Consider the following 19,112-nt stretch of genomic DNA (forward strand, 5'->3'; position numbering starts at 1 on the left):
CCCGCGCGCAACCGCCGCCACCGCCGCCGGTTGGCCCTTATCATGAGCGCCGCACCCTCCCCCACCGCCCCCTATCCCGCCGCCGACTGGGCCGAAGGGCGCCCCTTCGTGCCCGGCGAAGGCCCGCCCCATGCCGCGCTGATGTTCGTCGGCGAACAGCCGGGGGATGAGGAAGACCGCCAGGTCCGCCCCTTCGTCGGCCCTGCCGGCCAGTTATTCGACCGTGCCCTGGAAGATGCCGGCCTGCACCGGCCGGACACCTACGTCACCAACGCGGTGAAGCACTTCAAATTCGTCCAGACCGGCCGGCGCCGCATCCACCAGAAGCCTGATGCCGGCGATATCGCCCACTACCGCCCCTTCCTGCTGAACGAGGTGCGCAGCATCGCCCCGCACCTCATCGTCGCCCTGGGCGCCACAGCCGCGCAGGCCCTGCTGGGCCGCAAGGTGCCGGTGCTGAAGCAACGCGGCGAAGTGCTGCCGGGGCCATTGGAGCACCCGGTGCTGCTGACCGTGCACCCCAGCTTCCTGCTGCGCGTGCCGGACGCTGAAGCCCGGCGGGAGCACTACGCCGCCTTCGTGGCCGATCTAAGGGATGCGGCTCGGCGGGCGGCGGGCTGAGAGACGCGGAGGCCGGGGAAGAAATTCCCGGGCCCTTTCTTTTTCTCTGAGCGTGTTGTCGGTGCCGTGGGTGGGGCCTGCCCTGCACAGGCGAGCCAGGGTTGGGGGAGCCGGCGAGCGGGTACCCCCGATGGGCTCTGCGTTCTGGTCAGTCGCCCGGCTAGTGAAGTCCCTGCCACAGCAGGTGCGCCCCCAAAATCAGCAATCCCAGGAAGAAGCAGCGCCGGAAAGTGGAAGCGGACACCAGGCCCCGCAACCGCCCGCCCAGTGCCATGCCCGCCAGCGCGGGCAGCAGGGCCAGAACGGAACCGCCCAGCGCCCCGCCGCCGAAGCCCCCGCCAGAGGCCAGGCCGGCCGCCAGGCCCAGGGTCGACACGGTGAACGAAATCCCCAGCGCCTGTACCAGCCGGTCCCGCTCCAGCCCCAGCGCTTGCAGGTACGGAACCGCCGGCAGCACGAACACGCCCGTGGCCGCGGTCACCAGGCCGGTGAGCAGGCCGACCAGCGGGCCCGCCCAGGCCTCGGCCCGGGGCGGCACCTGCGGCAGGCGCAAGGGCAGCAGCCCGAAGGCGGCATAGGCCAGCAGCGCCGCGCCCAGCCCGGCGGTGGCGCCGCCCTTGCCCGGCAGCAGCCCGGCCCACAGGCCCAGCAGCGTGCCAACCGCCACCGCCACCTGCATCGGCGCCAGCCGGCGCAGCAACGGCCCCAGCTTCGGCCCATCCATCAACTGCCAGATATTCGTGACCAGGGAGGGCAGCACCAGCAGCGCCGCCGCTTCCGCCGGCGCGATCACCATGCCCAGCAGCCCCATGGCGATGGTGGGCAGCCCCAGCCCGATGACCCCCTTCACCAGCCCGGCCAGCAGGAAGGTGGCCAGGATGGCGGCAAGGACGGGAAGATTCGTGATCAGTTCCATACGCCGCAGCCTCCGCCATCAGCGTGGCCGATGCTACGGTACTGGCCGTAGCATTCCGCCTCCACCCGCCGCAGCATGGGGGGCAAGGGCGCGGTGCGAACCCTGCAGCATGGATGCCCGGGACGTGTCGCCGAACAGATGTTGCCACATGCCTCGGTACAGGCTGCTGGCGAAGCCTGCCTGACCTGACCCGCGCCGGCTGTCCTCATAGCCACAGGCCGCCCGTGGGATGGCCAGCCCGACCACGGCTCAACCACAACCCCGGCAACGGAGGCCCACCATGGTCAGCACCGCCGCACTGGCCGGCACCGCCGCCGCGATCGGTGACCCCGCCCGCGCCAGCATGCTGGCCGCCCTGATGGATGGCCGCGCCCTGACGGCGGCGGAGCTTGCGCGTGTCGCCGGCATCGCGCCGCAGACCGCCAGCGGCCATCTGGCCAGGCTGGCCGATGCCGGCCTGATCGCGCAGGAGAAGCAGGGCCGCCATCGCTACCATCGCCTGGCCTCCGCCGCCGTCGCCGAGGCACTGGAAGGCCTGATGGCCCTGGCCGGCGCCACCCGCCCCTCCACCGGCCCACGCGATGCCGAACTGCGGCTGGCCCGCACCTGCTACGACCACATGGCCGGCCGCCTCGCCGTATCCCTGGTCGATTCGCTGCTGCGCCGTGGCCACCTGCTGATGGAGGGCGAGGGCGCCGAGCTCACCGCCTCCGGCACCGCCCTGCTGGCGGAGTTGGGCGTGGCCGCCAGGCCCGGCCGCCGCATGCTGTGCCGCCCTTGCCTGGATTGGAGCGAGCGCCGCCCGCATCTGGCCGGCGCCATCGGCGCGGCCCTGTGCAGCCGCTGCCTGGAGCTGGGCTGGGTCCGCCGCAGGGACGGCACCCGCGCGCTGGCCATCACCCCGGCCGGGGAACAGGGGTTCCGGGCTGCGTTCGGGCTGGGGGCGCTCCAGGGCTGAGGCCTCCAGGGCCGATTCGTCCGAATGTCTTGGCCGGACCGAGGGGGCGCTGCCCCCTCGAGCTCCTGCGGCAGGGATACGATCTCCTGCACCACCTCAACAGAACCGCTAGCCTCCGGCGTCACTCCGCCCTTGGCCAAGGGAGGCCAACGGCGCATCGGCCACCCCCGAAAGACTCGCAAAAGAAAGATGGGGTCCGGGGTATTCCTTCCCCAGCCTTCTCCTGTCCAAAGCCGAATGTCGATCCGGCCTGACCCTGCGAGCCGCTCATCGGCAGGCCCCCAGGGCAGCGCGCCCCCCCGCCTCAGCCGGCGCAACGCAGCAAAAACGCCTCGTCTCTTGCCATTCCACCGTTGCCGGGCCTACCACGCCGCGCAATCTACTTGTTCGCGCAAGTGCGGCACGATGAGGAAGGAACACCGACCATGAACTGGATCAGCGAGTGGGCGCTGCCGAAGATCCAGACCTGGCTCGGCCGCAAGGAGGTGCCGGACAATCTCTGGCACCAATGCACCGCCTGCGGGCAGATGATCTTCCAGAAGGATCTGGACCGGAACCTGCATGTCTGCCCGCATTGCGGCCACCACATGCGCGTCTCCGCCATGCGGCGCATCGAGTACACGCTGGATGCGGGCTTCCAGCGCATCGAGCTGCCCAAGGCGCCGGCGGACCCGCTGCGCTTCCGCGACCAGCGCAAATATGCGGACCGGCTGAAGGAAGCCCAGCTCAAGGGCGGCATGGATGATGCCGTGGCCGTGGCGCATGGCGCCATCGATGGCCGCCGCGCCGTCGTTGCCGCGTTCGAATTCAGCTTCATGGCCGGCTCCATGGGCGCCGGCGTGGGCGAGGCCCTGGTCACCGCCGCCAAGCTGGCGGTGCTGCAGGATGCACCGCTGATCGTCTTCACCGCATCGGGCGGCGCCCGCATGCAGGAGGGCGCGGTCAGCCTGATGCAGATGCCGCGCACCGTCATCGCCACCCAGATGGTGAAGGAAGCCGGCCTGCCCTTCATCGTCGTGCTGTGCGACCCGACGACCGGCGGCGTCACCGCCAGCTTCGCCATGCTGGGGGATTTGCAGATCGCCGAGCCGAACGCCCTGATCGGCTTCGCCGGCGCGCGCGTGATCGAGCAGACGGTGCGGGAGAAGCTGCCGGAAGGCTTCCAGCGCGCCGAATACCTGCTGCAGCACGGCATCCTGGACATGGTGGTCCACCGCAGCGAAATGCGCGCCACGCTGAGCCGCGTCATCTCCCTGCTGCGGGAGCGCCGCCCGGCCGAGCCCCTGGCCGAGGAGCCGGTGGAACTGGCCGCCCCGCCACCGCCCGCCCCGGCGGCCTGACAGGCGCCACCGCCGCCCGTGGCGGCATCGTTGCCGAAGCGCCCTGCCGCCTCGGCCATTGTTTGACCGCGTGACGCGGGCCGGGCCAACGCCCGCCCCCGCCAGCCACGCACCAGGACGGACGAGACTGACGTGAGCCGCTCGGAAGCCATCATCGACCGGCTGCACGCCCTGCATCCGAAACTGATCGACCTCAGCCTGGAGCGGCTGCAACGCCTGCTGGCGGCGCTGGACCATCCGGAGCGCAAGCTGCCGCCCGTGGTGCACGTGGCCGGCACCAACGGCAAGGGCTCCACCTGCGCCTTCCTCCGTGCCATCGCCGAGGCCTCCGGGCAGCGCGTGCATGTCTATACCTCCCCCCACCTCGTCAGCTTCCATGAGCGCTTCCGCCTGGCCGGCACGCTGGTGACCGAGGACGCGCTGACCGAGGCGCTGGAGGAGATCGAGGCCGTCAATGCCGGCCAGCCCATCACGGTGTTCGAGGTGACGACCGCGGTCGGCCTGCTGCTGTTCAGCCGCGTACCGGCGGACCTGCTGGTGCTGGAAGTCGGCCTCGGCGGGCGCTTCGACGCCACCAACGTGGTGGACCGTCCGGCGGCCTGCGCCATTGCCAGCATCTCGATGGACCACATGGACTTCCTCGGCCACTCCCTGGCCGGCATTGCCGGCGAGAAGGCCGGCATCCTGAAGCGCGGCGTCCCGGGCGCCACCGGCCGCCAGCAGCCCGAAGCGCTGGCCGTATTGCAGCAGGAAGCCGACAAGGTCGGCGCCCCCCTGCTGTGCCGGGACCGGGATTGGTCGGTCGAGTGGTCCGAAAGCGGGCTGCGCTACACCGATTCGCTCGGCACGCTGCACCTGCCACGCCCCGCCCTGCCCGGCCCGCACCAGGCCGACAACGCCGGCATCGCCATCGCCGCGCTGCGCGCCTGGAACCCGCATTGGTTGACCGAGGCGACCATCGCAGCCGGCCTCTCCACCGCCAGCTGGCCCGCCCGGCTGCAACAGTTGCACGGCGCCCTGGCGGCGCTGCTGCCGGATGGGTGGGAGCTGTGGCTGGATGGCGGCCACAATGCTGGCGCCGGCCAGGCCCTGGCCGCCCATCTGCCCGACTGGGCCGACCGCCCGCGCCACCTGGTCATCGGCATGAAGCAGGGCAAGGAATCCGCCAAGTTCCTGCAGCCGCTGCTGCCCCTGGCCGAGGGCCTGTGGGCGGTGGCCGAGCCCGGCCAGCACCTGGCCATGCCGGTGGACGACATCATCGCCGCCAGTGACGGCACCGCCCGCCCTGGGCCGCATGTGGCCGACGCGCTGCAAGCCATCGCCACGGCCGGCGGGCCGCCCGGCCGCGTGCTGATCTGCGGCAGCCTGTACCTGGCGGGCGAAGTGCTGAAGGCGGACGGGACCAGCGTGGTCTGAGCCTGGGGCAGCTTCCGGCGCCTTGGGTGACAGGTAAGGCCGGGGAAGGAATTCCCCTTACCCCTTCTTTTGTTCTTTCGAGTTTTTTGGGCGGGGCTGTTGATAGGCGGGCCTGATAACCGGCTGGGTGCGCCGGAGGTCCTAACCTCCGGCGACTGACGCTTCAGCCCTTGTGGCCCATTATTGAATCATCAGAAGCGCCCGCTCCCAGTCCTGCCTCGGAACGCCAACTTGCAGAAAAAAGAAGGGGCCTGGGTAATTCATTCCCCAGCCTTCCTCCCCTGTCAGAGCAGCGAAACGGCTCTTCGGCGCGGCGTGAGCTGCCTCCCGCTGAAGCCGGACGCGCCCTGCCTGCCCCGCCCCAGCGGTCAGATGGAGGGGAGTTGCAGCCAGAGGGCGAAGGCGCTCAGCACCATGTTCACAGCCAGGGCGGCCAGGATCAGGCCCATCACCCGCCGCAGCATGTTGGTGCCACCTTCACCGATGACCCGCTGGATCAGCCCGCCGAGCAGGAAGGTGCCCAGCATGGCGGCCAGCACGGCCACCAGCGCGCCCACGGTCACAACCTGTTGCCAGGGCGAGTAACGGTTGTTGTCCATCAGCAGCACCATGCTCAGCAGGGCGCCGGGGCCGGCGATGATGGGCATGGCGATCGGGTGCACGGCGATGGACATCGCGCTTTCCGCCGCCGTATCGCCCTTGTGGGTCCTGTGGTCGCCCAGCACCATGGAGACGGCGAAGAGGAACAGGATGATACCGCCCGCGATCTGGAAGGACAGCAGGGAGACGCCCATGGCCCGCAGCAGCGCCTGCCCCGCCAGGCCGAACAGCACCAGCACGCCGAAGGCGAACAGCACGCCGAACAGTGCTGCCCGGCGCCGCTGCTTCTCATCCAGCCCGCCGGTGGCGCTCATGAACAACGGAAGGTGGCCCACCGGGTCGAGCACCGCCCAGAGGGTGACGACCTGGGTGACGAACAGCGTGTAGTCGTCGAGCACGGCAACTCCGGCAATTCCTGTGCAGGCCGGAGCTTAAACCGCGACAGGAAGCCGTAACACGGCCGAAATCACCCCCTTCGCATATTTGGCCAAGCTGGTGCCGGGCGAGAGCGGACCGGCCTGTTCATGGGTGTGGGAGCATTGAAAAAAGGGGCTGGCGCAAGGTCGAGGGGGCGCAGCCCCCTCAAACTCCCCCGGCAGGGGATACGATCCCCTGCACCTGCGAACTGACAGATGCGGGATACGGCGCGTCCGCGCGCCGAAGAGCCAAGTGTATGGAATTCGCCGCCATCCCGCGAAACCCGAACCGGGGCTTCCAAAGGCCTTAGGCGGGGAGAGTTTGAGAGGGGCAGCGCCCCTCTCAAGGCCGATCGCAACACACCTTGGTCGCGCTCTCAACACACCCAAGGTGGGTGGCATCCCAGGAGAGGGCCGAAAGCCGCCTCCTGGGATCGTCTCAAAGCTTACTGCGCGTCCGGGGAGACGATGATGCACGCCCCCCGCGTCCGCAGCTTCTCGCAGGCCGATTGCGCCGCGTCGCGCGACAGGCCGGTCACCCGGGCGCGATACAGCGTGGAGCGGCCGGAAGCGACGGACTCGACCGCCGGCTTGCCGGCACGGCCGATCTGGTCGCGCGCCTGGTCGGATGCGGTGCGGGCCAGGTTGGCGCTGGCAAAGGCACCCACCTGCACGGCCCACTGGCCGGTAGTGGCGGCCGGCATGGCCACGGGCGTCGGCGCCGGGCGGGCGGCGGCGCCACCCTGGCCGGGCAGCCGCAGCACGTTGCCACCCAGAGTACCGGCCTGCGCCGTACCCACGAGGCTGAAGCCACGCGGGCGGGAAGGAGCCTCGGCGAATACCGGGGCGGGCGCGCGGGCGGGCTCGGTAGCCGGGGCGGCGTTGGCGCGGAGCGAGGCCAGGGTGCTGGCCGCACCGCCCTGCTGCGCGGACGGGCGGGCCGCCAGGGCGGAGCCGACCATGGACGGCACCGGGGCGGAAGGCGGCGGCACCGGCAGGGACGCCATCATCACCGGCGCGGCGGGCGCCGGCTCCGGCAACGGTGCCGGGCTGCTGGCGTAGGTGGAGCCATCCGGGATCGGCTCCATCCGCACCACCGTGCCCGAGGACGCGGCGGACGCGTAGGTCGAGCCGTCCGGAATCGGGTCCATCCGGGTCACGGGGCCGGAGGAGGCGTAGGTCGATCCGTCCGGGATCGGCTCCATGCGCGTCACCGGGCCGGAGAGGCTGGCGATCTGCACCGGCGCCGGCGCCGGCGTGCTGGCATAGGTCGACCCGTCCGGGATCGGCTCCATGCGGGTGATCGGGCCAGCCGGGAGGGAGGCGACGCGGATGCCCGGGTCCACGGCATTCCGCTGCTCGCGCAGCGCCAGCATGGTGGCGGTGTCGCCACGGCGCGGGCCGGCCGGGATGTTCAGCGGGATTTCCGCCGCCGCGTACACTTCCGGCGCCGCACGGCGGTTCGGGTGCGCGTCGACGATGCGGGGGCCAATTCGGGCGACGTAGTTGCGCGTCTCGGCTGGCAGACCGCGGCTGGACCAGAGATAGTCCTCCAGCCGGCGCGGACCCGCGTTATAGGCGGCCAGGAAGGCCGGGCTGCCATAGAGCTCGTACATTTCCCGCACATAGGCGGTGCCGGCCATCAGGCTGTTCCACGGGTGGTACGGGTCGTCGCCCAGGCCGTAGCGGGACCGCAGCTCGGCATAGGTGCCGGGCATCACCTGCATCAGGCCCATCGCGCCCACCGGGCTGCGGGCACCGACGCGGCCACCGCTTTCCTGGCGCATGACCTCGCGGATCCACCGCTCGGGCACGTCGAAGCGGCGGGAGGCTTCCTTGATGTAGGGCCCCCACGGGTCGCTGGCCGGACCGGGCGGATCATAGGTTGCTGGTTGTGGATGCGCGGCGGCCTCGGCGGCGGCTTGCGCCGTCACGGGCCGGCCCTGCTGGCTGCCACTGCTGCCGCAAGCCGCGAGAAGCGTAAGAACCCCCAGAGCTGCGCAAGCCTGAACACGGCTGCGCGCCGGGCGGAACTGGAACGGAGTCATCCCCTGTTCTCCGTCAGAGTTTCGGTTCGCCGGAATGCGGCTCCGTTACCCGGGTGGATCCCCCCAACCCGGTACGGCGGCCTCGCCACGCCCCCACGCGACGATGCCGGGCAACCCCGGCGCCCCTGCCAAAATTGGCGGAACGTCAATGACCTACGGCCTACATGAGAGCTTCCGGCCGTGCAAGCGTCGAATCCGGGGCGCCCTGTGCCGCACCCACTGCCGCCGCACCGCCTCGGCCGGAATGAATCGAAATGAAAGCACCGGGTGACGGTCCGTATCGGCCCGCAACAGGGCCTGGAAGCGGAGTCCGGGGCACGCGGATGGGAGCGTGAGCCAGACCGCACTACCCGCACCAGCCGGTTTATCCGCGTGGAGGCCCCCTCTCCATCTCGTGATCGGCACCGGGGCCCTGGCGCCACGGGCCTGCCGGCATGGGGCATCTGGACATGGGCGCCGCGCGGCGCCACCTCTTCAGGCCTCGGGGCTTCGGCACCGGCCCCTGGCTTTTGCCCGGCGGCCGGGCCAATTCGCGCCGGACCATACTTCGCGGAGGAAATGACCGTCATGACCGCACGCCCGGCTTCTTCATCCCCGGCCACCCAGCCCCGCCGCGCGGCGCTGCCGCGCGCCGGCCGCGCCGCCGCCTGCCTGCTGCTGCTCGGCAGCGTCGTCGCGTGTGCGCCGACCATGACGGCCACCACCTACAATGCCAGTTCCATGGGCCGGCCTGCCGCCATCTCCTACGGCACCATCGTCGGCCTGCGGCCGGTGACGGTGCAGAACAGCGGCGGCCCGGGCCTCGGCACGGCCGCCGGCGCGGTGGCGGGCGGCGTCGCCGGCAGCTTCATCGGCGGTGACTGGCGCTCCAACCTGCTCGCCGGCCTCGGCGGCGCCGTCATCGGCGGCGCCCTCGGCAATGCGGCCGAGCGCGGCATGGGCAGCGGCCAGGCGGTCGAGTTCTTCGTGCGCATGGATCGCGGCGGGGACATCTCCGTCGTCCAGACGAACGAGGAGAACCTGCAGTTCAACGACCGCGTCGTCATCGTCCATGGCGACGTGACCCGCATCAGCCGCGCCGCCGGCAACGCGCCGCCGGTGGCCTACGCGCCGCCCGGCCAGGCGCCGGGCTACAACCAGGCCCCCGCCTACAACCAGGCCCCCGGCGGCCCGGTCTATTACACCCCGCAGGGCGGCGCCTACCGCTGATCCGATCGGCCGGCGCACCCCCGCCCCCCGCCATCCGGGCGGGGGTAGCGCTGGCGGCGGCGCGGACTTGCGTTGTATAGAGCCCGCCAAATGCAGACCCTCGCCCTCCCCACCTATCACGCCGACGCCAGCAATCCGCGGCGGGCGGCGCGTGCCATGGCGGACCTCGCCGCCGGTTTGTCCTCCTGGCGGCTGGCCTGGGCCCTCGCCCGGCTGGACCTGCGCAACCGCTACCGCGGCTCGGTCATTGGGCCTTTCTGGGTCACGCTCTCCACCGCCATCATGGTGGTCGGCCTCGGTCTGCTCTACTCGACCCTGCTGAAGCAGGACCTGACGGTCTTCCTGCCGCATCTCGCGGTCAGCCTGATCGTCTGGAACACCATCGCCAACCTGGTGCCGGAGGCGACGAACTGCCTGGTCAGCGCCGAAGGGGTCATCCGGCAACTACCGTTGCCGTTGACGACCCATGCGCTGCGCTGCGTGTTCCGCAACATCTTCTCTGCCGCGCATAACCTGCCGCTGATCGTCGTGGTGTTCCTCACCATCGGCCGGGTGCCGGGGGTGGAGGGCTTCCTGGCCATTCCCGGCTTGCTGCTGCTGGGACTGAATGCCTTCGCCGCCTGCATCTTCCTCGGCATGATCTGCGCCCGCTTCCGCGATATCGGCCAGATCGTCACCAACATCATGCAGCTGGCATTCTTCATGACGCCGGTGATCTGGCGGGTGGAGCTGCTGGGCGAGAACGCCTGGCGCCTCTACTTCAACCCGTTCTACCCGCTGCTGGAGACCATCCGCGGCCCGCTGGTCGATGGCGGCGTCAGCGTGGGCGTGTGGGTCGCGGCGCTCGGCTATTCCGCGCTGCTCTGCGGCGTCGCGGCCGCCTTCTTCATTCGCTTCCGCTCCCGCGTGGCATTCTGGGTCTGATCCGATGGCAAGCATCGTCGCCGATGGCCTGACCATCGAGTTCCCGCTCTACCACGTGGCCGCCCGCAGCCTGAAGAAGCGCCTGCTGGCCAAGGCCGCGCTGCGCGTCCGCACCGACGAATCCAACCGTGTCGTCGTCGCCGCGCTGCGGGACCTGAACTTCACCATCGGGCGGGGTGAGCGCGTCGCCCTCGTCGGTAGCAACGGCGCCGGCAAGACCACCCTGCTCCGCACCCTGGCCGGCATCTACGAGCCTGTCGGCGGCGAACTGACCGTGAAGGGCGAGATCGGCTCCCTGATCGACCCCGGCGCCGGCATGGACCCGGACAGCACGGGGCGCGAGAACATCCGCCTGCGCGGCCTGTACCGCGGCATGGACGATGCCGGCATCGCAGCGCTGGAAGCCGATGCCGCCACCTTCTCCGGCCTCGGCGAGTTCCTGGACGTGCCGACCCGCGGCTACTCCGCCGGCATGTCCATCCGCCTGGCCTTCGCCATGGCCACCGCAATGTCGCCGCAGATCCTGCTGATGGACGAGTGGTTCATGGCCGGCGACGCCGACTTCATGGGCAAGGCCGAGGAACGCCTCGCCAGTCTGGTGAAGGGCGCGGACATCATGGTCATCGCCACGCATGATTTCGGCATCGTCCGCCGCTGGTGCACCCGCGCCATCCGCCTGAACGCTGGCCGCATCGTAGCGGACGGGCCGGTGGAAGAAGTGCTGGGCGCCATGGAAGCCGGCACCCCGCTGCCGGCGCCTGAGCCGGCCAAGGCTGAAGGCTGAAGGCTGAAGGGAAGGCCGGGGAAAGAATTCCCCGGACCCCTTCTTTTTCTTCTTCAAGTTTGAGCCGGCTGGGCTGTGTCGAGGGCTGCGTGATTGTGAGACCGGCCGGTTCGCGCCGGAGGTCCTAGACCTCCGGCGACTGACGGCTCAGCCCGCAGCGCTGCCCCAAACTCGCCGGAAAAGACGGGGGCCCGGGGGAATTCCTTCCCCCGGCCTTCCCTCTACCTGCCCCCCTGTCAGTCCTTGTGCTTCTTCTTCCCCGCCGCCTCGCCCGTCACGTGCCCCTCGGCGGCCAGGGCTGCCAGCCGGGCGGGCAGGTTCTGCAGGATGGCGTCGCGGTAGCCTGGCACCTGTTTCCAGGCCTTGCGTTCCGGCTTGGTCATGCCGCAGCCGAAGCACCAGCCCGCATCGTCGTCGAAGCGGCACACCTTGATGCAGGGGCGATCGTTCTTGCTCATGCCTGAGGAAGTGGGGAGGGTGCGGCGAAGTTGCCGCCCCTCCCCGCGCGGGTCTACTCCGCGCGCAGTAGGGGTGGCGTGCGGGAGAGCACGGGGCCGATGGCCTGCTCGTAGGCGTGGGCCAGCCGCAGCAGCGCCAGGTCCTGGCGCGGCGGGGCGATGATCTGCATGCCCATCGGCAGCCCGGCCGCACCGCCGAAGCCGGCCGGCACGCTGATGACGGGGCAGCCGGAGAGGCTGGCCGGGAACACCACTTCCATCCAGCGATGGTAGGTATCCATAGGCGTGCCGGCGATCTCCTTGGGCCAATCCCACTCGGCCGGGAAGGCGAAGCACTGGGCGGATGGCAGCACCAGCGCATCGAACTGCGCGAACAGGGACAGGAAGGCCTGGTACAGTGTCGTGCGCTGGACGGAGCCGCGCTGCGCTTCCTGCGCCGTCATCTTCAGCCCGCCCTCGACTTCCCAGATGGCGGCCGGCTTCAGCTGGGCGCGCTTTTCGGGGTCCTGGTAGTGCGGCATTAGCGTGCCCATGACCAGGAAGTGGCGCACCGCCAGCCAGGTGTCCCAGATCTGGTCGCGGGAGAGCGGCAGGCGGGCTTCCTCCACCCGGCAGCCGATCGATTCGAGGGCGGAGAGGCCCTGGCGGCAGGTCTCGACCACCCCGTCTTCCATCGGCAGCGCGCCGGCATAGTCGCCCAGCCAGCCAATGCGGGTGCCGCGCACATCCTTGGCCAGCGGCTTGGCGAAGATCTCCGGCGATTCGTCGAGGGAGAGTGCCGCGCGCGCATCCCGCCCCGCCATGGTGGAGAGCAGCAGGGAGAGGTCGGTGACGTTGCGCGCCATCGGCCCGTCGGTGGAAAGCTGGCTCAGGAACACTTCCTGGGACGGCCAGGACGGCACCCGCCCGGCCGAGGGGCGGAAGCCGAAGATGTTGTTCCAGGCCGCCGGATTGCGGAGCGAGCCGCCGAAATCGCTGCCGTCGGCCACCGGCACCATGCCCAGCGCCACGGCCACCGCGGCACCGCCGGAGGAGCCGCCGGCGGAGCGGGACTGGTCCCACGCATTGCGCGTGACGCCATGCACGCTGTTGTAGCTGTGCGAGCCCAGGCCGAATTCCGGCACGTTGGTCTTGCCGATGATGATGGCGCCATCCCGCTTGATCCGCTCGACGAACAGCGAATCCTGCGGCGGCATGTTATCCTTCAGGAAGGGCGAGCCGGAGCTGGTGGGAATGCCGCGGACATTCGCCAGGTCCTTCACCGCGTGCGGGAAGCCGTGCATCCAGCCCATCACCTCGCCCCGCGCCAGCTGCGCGTCCCGCGCATCGGCCTCGGCCAGCAGGGTGTCGCGGTCCCGCAGGGAGATGACGGCGTTCACCGCCGGGTTCACCTGGTCGATGCGGTCCAGCGAGGCGACCATCACCTCCCGGCAGGAGATGTCCCGGGCGCGGATGGCGGCCGAGAGGTCGGCCGCCGTCATGCTGGTGGGGTCGGTGCGCGTGTCGGAAGGCAGGGTCATGAGCAACAAGCCTTGGCGTGCCGGCTGGCGGCGTTGGTGCCCGGTGCCAGATCGATGCCGGGGTTGCGGTCGAAGAAGCCGCTGGGCATCAGCCGGAAACCAGTGCTGATACAGGGCTGTACCGGAAAATCCTCCAGCCGCACAGGATGGTGCAGGCCGAAACTATGCCACACGACCAGGTCGGCATTCTCGATCGGCCGGTCCTGCTTCACCAGTTCGGACAGGTCGTCGTGGCCATCGGAGTGGTTCATGTACTCGCCGGCGGGGTAGCGCTCCTCCGGGTGGAAAGCGGTCACCCACAGGTGGTTGCGGGTGAAGGCGGCGCGGCGGCCGGAGGGCGAATCCTCCCGCACGAAGGGCGTGACGCAGTGGGTGGGTTCCAGCTTGTAGCCGGTGGCGCCGCCGACATGGTTGCGGCGGTTCGGGTTGACCACCTTCCAGTAGCGCATGGTCGCGGGCTCGATCCTCCGGCAGGCCTCCAGCTCGGTGCGGAGCGTGGTCTCCTGCTCGTAGAAGGCGTTGCCATGCGGGTTGGCCGCCGCCTCCTCCGCATAGGTGTTGCATTCGACGACGCTGTTGCCGGCGCCGTCCACCGCCATTTCCAGCCGGGCGCAGAAGATGTGCTGGTGGATCTGCCCGACCACGCCGGGCGAGACCTCCCGCCCATACTTGCCGGGCTGGCCGGGCAGGCAGGCGGCGGTGTTAATGATGCCGGTGGCCTTCACCTCGAACTGGATGGCGCCGTCGGTGTGCAGGTACCAGTACAGCGCGTACTCGTAGTTGCCGACGGTGCAGATGCAGGAGATGACCAGCTTGCGCGCCCGCCGCACCTCCGCCCGGTTGGTGCGGAAATCCCAGTGCTTCCATAGCAGGCCGGCATCCTCCTCGTGGATGCATACGGCATTCTCGATGGTCATGACGCCGCCGGTCATGGTGCCCAGATGCGCGTCCAGATACTGGATGGTGCCGAGGCAGTCGCAGCCCAGCTTCAGCGAGTTGGCCAGCTTGCCCAGCCCGTACTCGCCGACGTCGAAGACGTTCTTGCGGAAATGCCCGTTCTCCGGACTGCCATAGGGCACCACCATCTCCACCAGCGAGGCCCGGTGCAGGATCGGCCGTTCGACGTAGCGGATGTCGTGCAGGGTCAGCGCTTCCCGCGCGTTGAAGCCGATGCGGACGGACCAGCGGTCCCAGCGCAGCAGGTTGCCCTCCATGGTGAAGCTGACGCCCTCCGGCTGCACGACGTCGAGCGGCTTGTAGGGGTCGCGCGTCTCCGCCTGGAACCGGTGGTCGTAGTTCACCTCGGCCATCGGGATCGGCACGTCGCCATAGTCGTCCACCCGCAGCACGGTGCCGGCCTTCAGGTCCACCACCGCGTTCAGGCCCTCGATCGGGTGGGCGTAGAAGTTCTCGTGCTCCCGCAGCCGCAGCCAGGCGAAGGTGTGGACCAGGTAGCGCCCCTCCTCCCCCGCCACGCCAAAATTGCCGGCGGACCAAGGGTCGACGCAGACCTTCTCCATGTCCTCGACACCACGGCGGCGGCAGGCCTCGATGAAACGCGGATCGGCGCGGACGATGCCTTCCACTTCCAGGAACTGCTCGATCTGGATCAGCGGGCGGGCATCGGGGCGGTGTTCCGCCCGCAGCACCTTGCCCTCGTCCAGCGAGACCAGCAGCCGCCAGACCCCGTTCTCCCGCGCATGGAACAGGTTGGCGCGGGCGATGCGCGGTACCGGCTGCGCCGGCCAGGCGGAAAGGGCAGCCTTGTCCGGCTCCATCAGCTCCACGGTCTCGAACAACAGCCGCTCGCCCAGCGTGGCATCGGCGCGGATGATGGCGACGACGCGCCGCAGTTCCGCCGGGGTCAGCGGATCCAGCGGGTGCGGCGGGGCCACGGGCCGGGCGGCGGCCGTGGTGCTGCAGCAGGTGGCGGCGGTACCAGCGGGGACGGTGTCCATGCGCACGAATCCTTTCTCGGCCGGCGCGGCGTGGCGCGGCCTCTCCGGCGAGGCCGGGTGGCGGGCATCCCTATGGGCTACAGGCTTCCTGCCTCGGGGGGCAGGTTGTTGGCCATGAGCGCGTGGAAGCAGAGTGGCGCGTTCCGGCGGCCGCGCCAAGCCGCGACCGGCCGCCATGGGCCGGCACGGGGCGTCGGTGGCTGGAACCGATTGCCGTCTGGCTGGGGTGGGAAAGGGAGGTCAGGGGAAGGTATTTCCCTGAAACCCCATCTTTTTCCGGCAGTTGGGGTGGGCTTCCGGACTGGCGGGCGCCACGCGGAATATTCGAGGGCCACCTAGGCTGGACTACCCGCCTTCAACGGTCATGGATCTCCAGCGCGAACTCCCGGCCCCGCAACGCAGAAGAAAGATGGGGTCCGGGGAATTCCCTCCCTGGCCAGCCTATCCCAGCCTGACGGTCGATCCACCCCCGCCGGCCTGAAACAGCCTTGCGGGACCCACCGCCGCCTGCCGACAATGCCGGCCATAACAAGCCTGGAGGAACCCCCATGCCGGTCTATGCACTCGACGAGCACAGCCCCACTCTGCCGGAGGCCGACCGCTACTGGGTGGCGCCCGATGCCCATGTGGTCGGACGAGTGACGGTGGGGGAGGATGTCGGCATCTGGTTCGGCGCCGCGGTGCGCGGGGATAACGAGGTCATCGCCATCGGCGCCCGCACCAACATCCAGGAAGGCGCCATGCTGCATGCCGACCCGGGCTTCCCGGTGACGGTGGGCGAGGATTGCACCATCGGCCACCACGCCATCGTCCATGGCTGCACCATCGGCGACGGCTCGCTGATCGGCATGGGAGCGACGGTGCTGAACGGCGCGAAGATCGGCAAGGGCTGCCTCGTGGGTGCCAACGCGCTGGTGACCGAAGGCAAGGAATTCCCGGATAACAGCCTGATCGTCGGTGCCCCGGCGCGCGCCGTCCGGACACTGGAGGCCGGGGCGGTGGAGAAGCTGCGCCGTTCCGCCGCGCATTACGTGGAGAATGCCCGCCGCTTCCAGCGCGGGCTGCGGCGGATCGACTGACCGCCCCTCCCCGGCCTGGTGCGCTGCCTCGGCCGGGGCAGCGCACCGGGCTTCGTGCCTGCAAGCGTGCTCGGGACGGAGTGCCACAGCCATTAGCAAGGCGTTAGCGAGGCACGGCTAAAGCAGGCGCATGGCAGCGGTCCGGCCCGGATACCGCGCCCCGCTTCCCGGCCTGGAGAGGCGGTGCCGCCGTTTCCGCAGGAGAGGCCGTTTGCATTCCGTCGCGACCACCACCGGCCAGGGCGACGCCCAGGATGACCAGATGTACCGCCTGCTGGTGCAGGGCGTGACCGACTACGCGATCTATATGCTCGACCCCGTCGGGCGCGTCCGTAGCTGGAATTCGGGGGCCCGTCTGGCCAAAGGCTACGAGGCGGCGGAGATCGTCGGCCAGAACTTCGCGCGCTTCTACACGGCGAAGGACCGTGCCGCCGGCCTGCCACAGCGCGCGCTGGCGACGGCGGCCACCCAAGGACGGTTCGAGGGCGAAGGCTGGCGGCAGCGCCGCGATGGCACCCGCTTCTGGGCGCATGTGGTGATCGACCCGATTCGCGACGATGCGGGCGGCCTCATCGGCTTCGCCAAGATCACCCGCGACATGACGGAGCAGCGGGAGAGCGAGCGCCGAGCCAGCGAACAGCAGCGGATCTTCCGCCTGTTGGTACAGGGCGTGACTGACTACGCCATCTACATGCTCGACCCGCAGGGTATCGTCAGCAACTGGAATGCGGGGGCCGAGCGGGCGAAGGGATACCGCGCGGCGGAGATCGTCGGCCGCAGCTTCGCCTGCTTCTATGCCGAGGAAGACCAGCGCCGGGGCCTGCCGCAACGGGCGCTGGCGACCGCGCGCGCCAGTGGCAAGTTCGAGGGCGAGGGCTGGCGGCAGCGGCGGGACGGCTCCCGCTTCTGGGCGCATGTGACGATCCACCCGATCCATGACGATGACGGCACCTTCATCGGCTTCGCCAAGATCACGCGCGACCTGACCGAGCAAAAGCGGCAGGCGGACCGCATGAAGGTGGTGGCCGATAACCTGGACCTGGCGCTGACCCACATGTCCCAGGGCCTGTGCCTGTTCGACGCACAGGAACGGCTGGTGCTGAGCAACCGCCGGCTGCATGAGCTGCTGCGGCTGGACGCCGACGCCATCCCGGTAGGATCGACGCTGACGGACCTGCTGTGTCACCTGCATGCGCAGCCGCATTTGCCCCATGGCACTTCGGCCGAGCATGTCCGGCTGATGCGGACGCGGCACCTGGGGCGCATCGCCACCTCCACCGGCGTTGTGCTGGAGGAGATTGCGCGCGCTGGCCGCAGCATTGCCGTCAGCCACCGCGCCTTGCCTGGCGGCGGCTGGGTCTCGACACTGGATGACGTGACGGAGCGGCGGCAGATCGAGGACCGCATCCTGCATCTGGCGCATCACGACACGCTGACCGCGCTGCCCAACCGCACGACCTTCCGCGAACGGCTGCAGCAGGTGCTGGAGCGGCCGGAGAATGCCTGTGCGCTGCTGTTCCTGGACCTGGACCGCTTCAAGCCGGTCAATGACATGCTGGGCCACCCGGTCGGCGACGTGGTGCTGCAGGCCACGGCCAGCCGCATCAAGGCCCAGCTCCGCAAGAGCGACTTCGTCGCCCGGCTGGGTGGCGACGAGTTCGCCGTATTGCTGGAGCGGACAGACGGCCCAGGCGATGCGGAGGCGCTGTGCGACCGGCTGATCCATGAGATCAGCCAGCCGCTGCTGGTCAATGGCCAGCAGATCGGCATCGGTGCCAGCGTCGGCATCGCCTTCGGCCCGTATCATGGCAGCGACCCCGATACGTTGCTGCGCAATGCCGACCTGGCCCTGTACCGCGCCAAGCAGACCGGCCGCGGCTGCCACCGCATCTTCGAGGCGGAGATGGAGCAGGTGTTCCAGATGCGCCGGCTGCTGGAGCAGGATCTCCGCAAGGCGCTGATCGCCGACGAATTTCTGGTGCACTACCAGCCGGTGATGGATATCGCCCACGGCCGCATCACCGGTGTCGAGGCGCTGCTGCGGTGGGAGAGCCCGAGCCGCGGCCGCGTCTCACCGGCCGACTTCATTCCCTTCGCCGAGGAGGTCGGGCTGATGGCCGAGATTGGCGACTGGGTGTTGCGCACCGCCTGCCGGGATGCGCTGGCCTGGCCGGAGGACATGACCATCTCGGTCAACCTCTCGCCCACGCAGTTCCGGCGCGGCGAGCTGGCCGAGCGCGTGGCGATGGCGCTGGCACACAGCGGCCTGCCGGCGACGCGGCTGGAACTGGAAGTGACCGAGACGGCGATGATCGATGACATCGATCATGCCACCAGCATCCTGAACGAGCTGCGCGCGTTGGGCGTGCGCGTCGCGCTGGACGATTTCGGAACGGGCTATTCCTCGCTGAGCTTCCTGCGCAACCTGCCGTTCAACCGCATCAAGATCGACCGCAGCTTCGTGCAGGACCTCGGCGTGAAGCCGGAGGCCACGGCGATCGTCCGTGCCGTCACCGCCATGTGCCACAGCCTGAATGTCGCGGTGACAGCGGAAGGGGTGGAAACGAAGCACCAGATCAGGCTGCTGGAGGAGCAGGGTTGCCCGGAGGTCCAGGGCTTCCTGATCAGCCGCCCATGCCCGGCTTCCGAAGTGCTGGCATGGCTGGGGAAGTCGGCGGAACGTCTGGAAGGGTGCGGCCTGACGCGTTTTAGCGCCTGAGGGCGCTTCGCTGTCTCGGACTGTCCGAGTTGGCGGCCTGACACATCCGCCTCAAGTCACGATGGAGGCGGCCGTTAGAAACGCGAAATCCGCCTGCGGAGGTGTTTCCGAGGCGGTTGTGGTGGTGGTTGTGGTGATGGGATGCG

Annotated in this window: 15 protein-coding genes; 9 read left to right on the forward strand and 6 right to left on the reverse strand. The window is 69.8% G+C overall.

Annotation, left to right across the window (positions count from 1 at the left end; all coding sequences use genetic code 11):
• The first annotated feature begins 42 nt into the window (after nucleotides 1-42).
• A complete protein-coding gene (locus tag IBL26_RS21335; RefSeq protein ID WP_206684279.1) occupies nucleotides 43-621 on the forward strand; it encodes a UdgX family uracil-DNA binding protein in 579 nt (192 codons plus the stop codon).
• Between the two features lie 160 nt (nucleotides 622-781).
• On the opposite strand, the gene IBL26_RS21340 is transcribed toward IBL26_RS21335, so the two are convergent.
• Nucleotides 782-1,537: a sulfite exporter TauE/SafE family protein gene (locus IBL26_RS21340; RefSeq protein ID WP_187786543.1), complete on the reverse strand. Its 756-nt coding sequence runs from the start codon at nucleotides 1,535-1,537 to the stop codon at nucleotides 782-784.
• 280 nt (nucleotides 1,538-1,817) lie between these two features.
• On the opposite strand from IBL26_RS21340, the gene IBL26_RS21345 reads away from it, so the two are divergent.
• The 3 genes from IBL26_RS21345 (at nucleotide 1,818) to IBL26_RS21355 (ending at nucleotide 5,251) form a co-directional block, all read left to right on the forward strand.
• A complete protein-coding gene (locus tag IBL26_RS21345) occupies nucleotides 1,818-2,495 on the forward strand; it encodes an ArsR/SmtB family transcription factor (RefSeq protein ID WP_187786544.1) in 678 nt (225 codons plus the stop codon).
• Nucleotides 2,496-2,920: 425 nt separating this feature from the next.
• Entirely contained in the window at nucleotides 2,921-3,835 is a 915-nt protein-coding gene (gene accD / locus IBL26_RS21350; RefSeq protein ID WP_187786545.1) for an acetyl-CoA carboxylase, carboxyltransferase subunit beta, read from the forward strand.
• A 132-nt stretch (nucleotides 3,836-3,967) separates the two neighbouring features.
• Nucleotides 3,968-5,251: a bifunctional folylpolyglutamate synthase/dihydrofolate synthase gene (locus IBL26_RS21355; protein ID WP_187786546.1), complete on the forward strand. Its 1,284-nt coding sequence runs from the start codon at nucleotides 3,968-3,970 to the stop codon at nucleotides 5,249-5,251.
• A 368-nt stretch (nucleotides 5,252-5,619) separates the two neighbouring features.
• Here the strand turns inward: IBL26_RS21355 and IBL26_RS21360 are convergent, their stop codons facing one another.
• A complete protein-coding gene (locus IBL26_RS21360; protein WP_187786547.1) occupies nucleotides 5,620-6,249 on the reverse strand; it encodes a MarC family protein in 630 nt (209 codons plus the stop codon).
• 464 nt (nucleotides 6,250-6,713) lie between these two features.
• Nucleotides 6,714-8,201: a transglycosylase SLT domain-containing protein gene (locus tag IBL26_RS26240; RefSeq protein WP_408901961.1), complete on the reverse strand. Its 1,488-nt coding sequence runs from the start codon at nucleotides 8,199-8,201 to the stop codon at nucleotides 6,714-6,716.
• 681 nt (nucleotides 8,202-8,882) lie between these two features.
• On the opposite strand from IBL26_RS26240, the gene IBL26_RS21370 reads away from it, so the two are divergent.
• From IBL26_RS21370 to IBL26_RS21380, 3 genes are all read left to right on the forward strand, one after another.
• Nucleotides 8,883-9,524, forward strand: a complete 642-nt coding sequence (locus IBL26_RS21370) for an outer membrane lipoprotein (RefSeq protein WP_241749661.1) — start codon at nucleotides 8,883-8,885, stop codon at nucleotides 9,522-9,524.
• A 90-nt stretch (nucleotides 9,525-9,614) separates the two neighbouring features.
• Nucleotides 9,615-10,448 carry an ABC transporter permease gene (locus IBL26_RS21375; protein ID WP_187786549.1) on the forward strand — a complete coding sequence of 278 codons (834 nt, stop codon included), beginning with the start codon at nucleotides 9,615-9,617 and terminating at the stop codon, nucleotides 10,446-10,448.
• Nucleotides 10,449-10,452: 4 nt separating this feature from the next.
• Nucleotides 10,453-11,232, forward strand: coding sequence for an ABC transporter ATP-binding protein (locus IBL26_RS21380; RefSeq protein ID WP_187786550.1), 780 nt, complete (start codon nucleotides 10,453-10,455; stop codon nucleotides 11,230-11,232).
• A gap of 236 nt (nucleotides 11,233-11,468) precedes the next feature.
• Here the strand turns inward: IBL26_RS21380 and IBL26_RS21385 are convergent, their stop codons facing one another.
• Genes IBL26_RS21385 through IBL26_RS21395 form a run of 3 tightly spaced genes read right to left on the reverse strand, consistent with a single transcriptional unit; the run spans nucleotide 11,469 to nucleotide 15,168 of the window.
• Nucleotides 11,469-11,690, reverse strand: coding sequence for a DUF1289 domain-containing protein (locus tag IBL26_RS21385; protein WP_187786551.1), 222 nt, complete (start codon nucleotides 11,688-11,690; stop codon nucleotides 11,469-11,471).
• A gap of 53 nt (nucleotides 11,691-11,743) precedes the next feature.
• Entirely contained in the window at nucleotides 11,744-13,210 is a 1,467-nt protein-coding gene (locus IBL26_RS21390) for an amidase (protein WP_187786552.1), read from the reverse strand.
• Nucleotides 13,207-15,168: a primary-amine oxidase gene (locus IBL26_RS21395; protein ID WP_187786553.1), complete on the reverse strand. Its 1,962-nt coding sequence runs from the start codon at nucleotides 15,166-15,168 to the stop codon at nucleotides 13,207-13,209. The genes IBL26_RS21390 and IBL26_RS21395 overlap by 4 nt, the downstream gene beginning before the upstream one ends.
• Before the next feature lie 548 nt (nucleotides 15,169-15,716).
• Here IBL26_RS21395 and IBL26_RS21400 point away from each other — a divergent pair.
• Nucleotides 15,717-16,247 (forward strand): gamma carbonic anhydrase family protein, encoded by a 531-nt coding sequence (locus IBL26_RS21400; RefSeq protein ID WP_187786554.1) that lies wholly within the window; start codon nucleotides 15,717-15,719, stop codon nucleotides 16,245-16,247.
• Between the two features lie 211 nt (nucleotides 16,248-16,458).
• Complete coding sequence (locus tag IBL26_RS21405) at nucleotides 16,459-18,966, forward strand: sensor domain-containing protein (RefSeq protein WP_187786555.1); 2,508 nt, start codon at nucleotides 16,459-16,461, stop codon at nucleotides 18,964-18,966.
• The last annotated feature ends 146 nt before the right edge of the window (nucleotides 18,967-19,112 follow it).

This window comes from Teichococcus aerophilus (genome assembly GCF_014490485.1).
GTDB lineage: Bacteria > Pseudomonadota > Alphaproteobacteria > Acetobacterales > Acetobacteraceae > Pseudoroseomonas > Pseudoroseomonas aerophila.

What these genes read in the sequence shown, in the direction of transcription:
- IBL26_RS21380 (WP_187786550.1), top strand. Translation starts at nt 10,453, where the DNA reads ATGGCAAGCATCGTCGCCGATGGCCTGACCATCGAGTTCCCGCTCTAC.
- IBL26_RS21395 (WP_187786553.1), bottom strand. Translation starts at nt 15,168, where the DNA reads ATGGACACCGTCCCCGCTGGTACCGCCGCCACCTGCTGCAGCACCACG.
- accD (WP_187786545.1), top strand. Translation starts at nt 2,921, where the DNA reads ATGAACTGGATCAGCGAGTGGGCGCTGCCGAAGATCCAGACCTGGCTC.
- IBL26_RS21370 (WP_241749661.1), top strand. Translation starts at nt 8,883, where the DNA reads ATGACCGCACGCCCGGCTTCTTCATCCCCGGCCACCCAGCCCCGCCGC.
- IBL26_RS21345 (WP_187786544.1), top strand. Translation starts at nt 1,818, where the DNA reads ATGGTCAGCACCGCCGCACTGGCCGGCACCGCCGCCGCGATCGGTGAC.
- IBL26_RS21375 (WP_187786549.1), top strand. Translation starts at nt 9,615, where the DNA reads ATGCAGACCCTCGCCCTCCCCACCTATCACGCCGACGCCAGCAATCCG.
- IBL26_RS21390 (WP_187786552.1), bottom strand. Translation starts at nt 13,210, where the DNA reads ATGACCCTGCCTTCCGACACGCGCACCGACCCCACCAGCATGACGGCG.
- IBL26_RS21340 (WP_187786543.1), bottom strand. Translation starts at nt 1,537, where the DNA reads ATGGAACTGATCACGAATCTTCCCGTCCTTGCCGCCATCCTGGCCACC.
- IBL26_RS21400 (WP_187786554.1), top strand. Translation starts at nt 15,717, where the DNA reads ATGCCGGTCTATGCACTCGACGAGCACAGCCCCACTCTGCCGGAGGCC.
- IBL26_RS21385 (WP_187786551.1), bottom strand. Translation starts at nt 11,690, where the DNA reads ATGAGCAAGAACGATCGCCCCTGCATCAAGGTGTGCCGCTTCGACGAC.
- IBL26_RS21335 (WP_206684279.1), top strand. Translation starts at nt 43, where the DNA reads ATGAGCGCCGCACCCTCCCCCACCGCCCCCTATCCCGCCGCCGACTGG.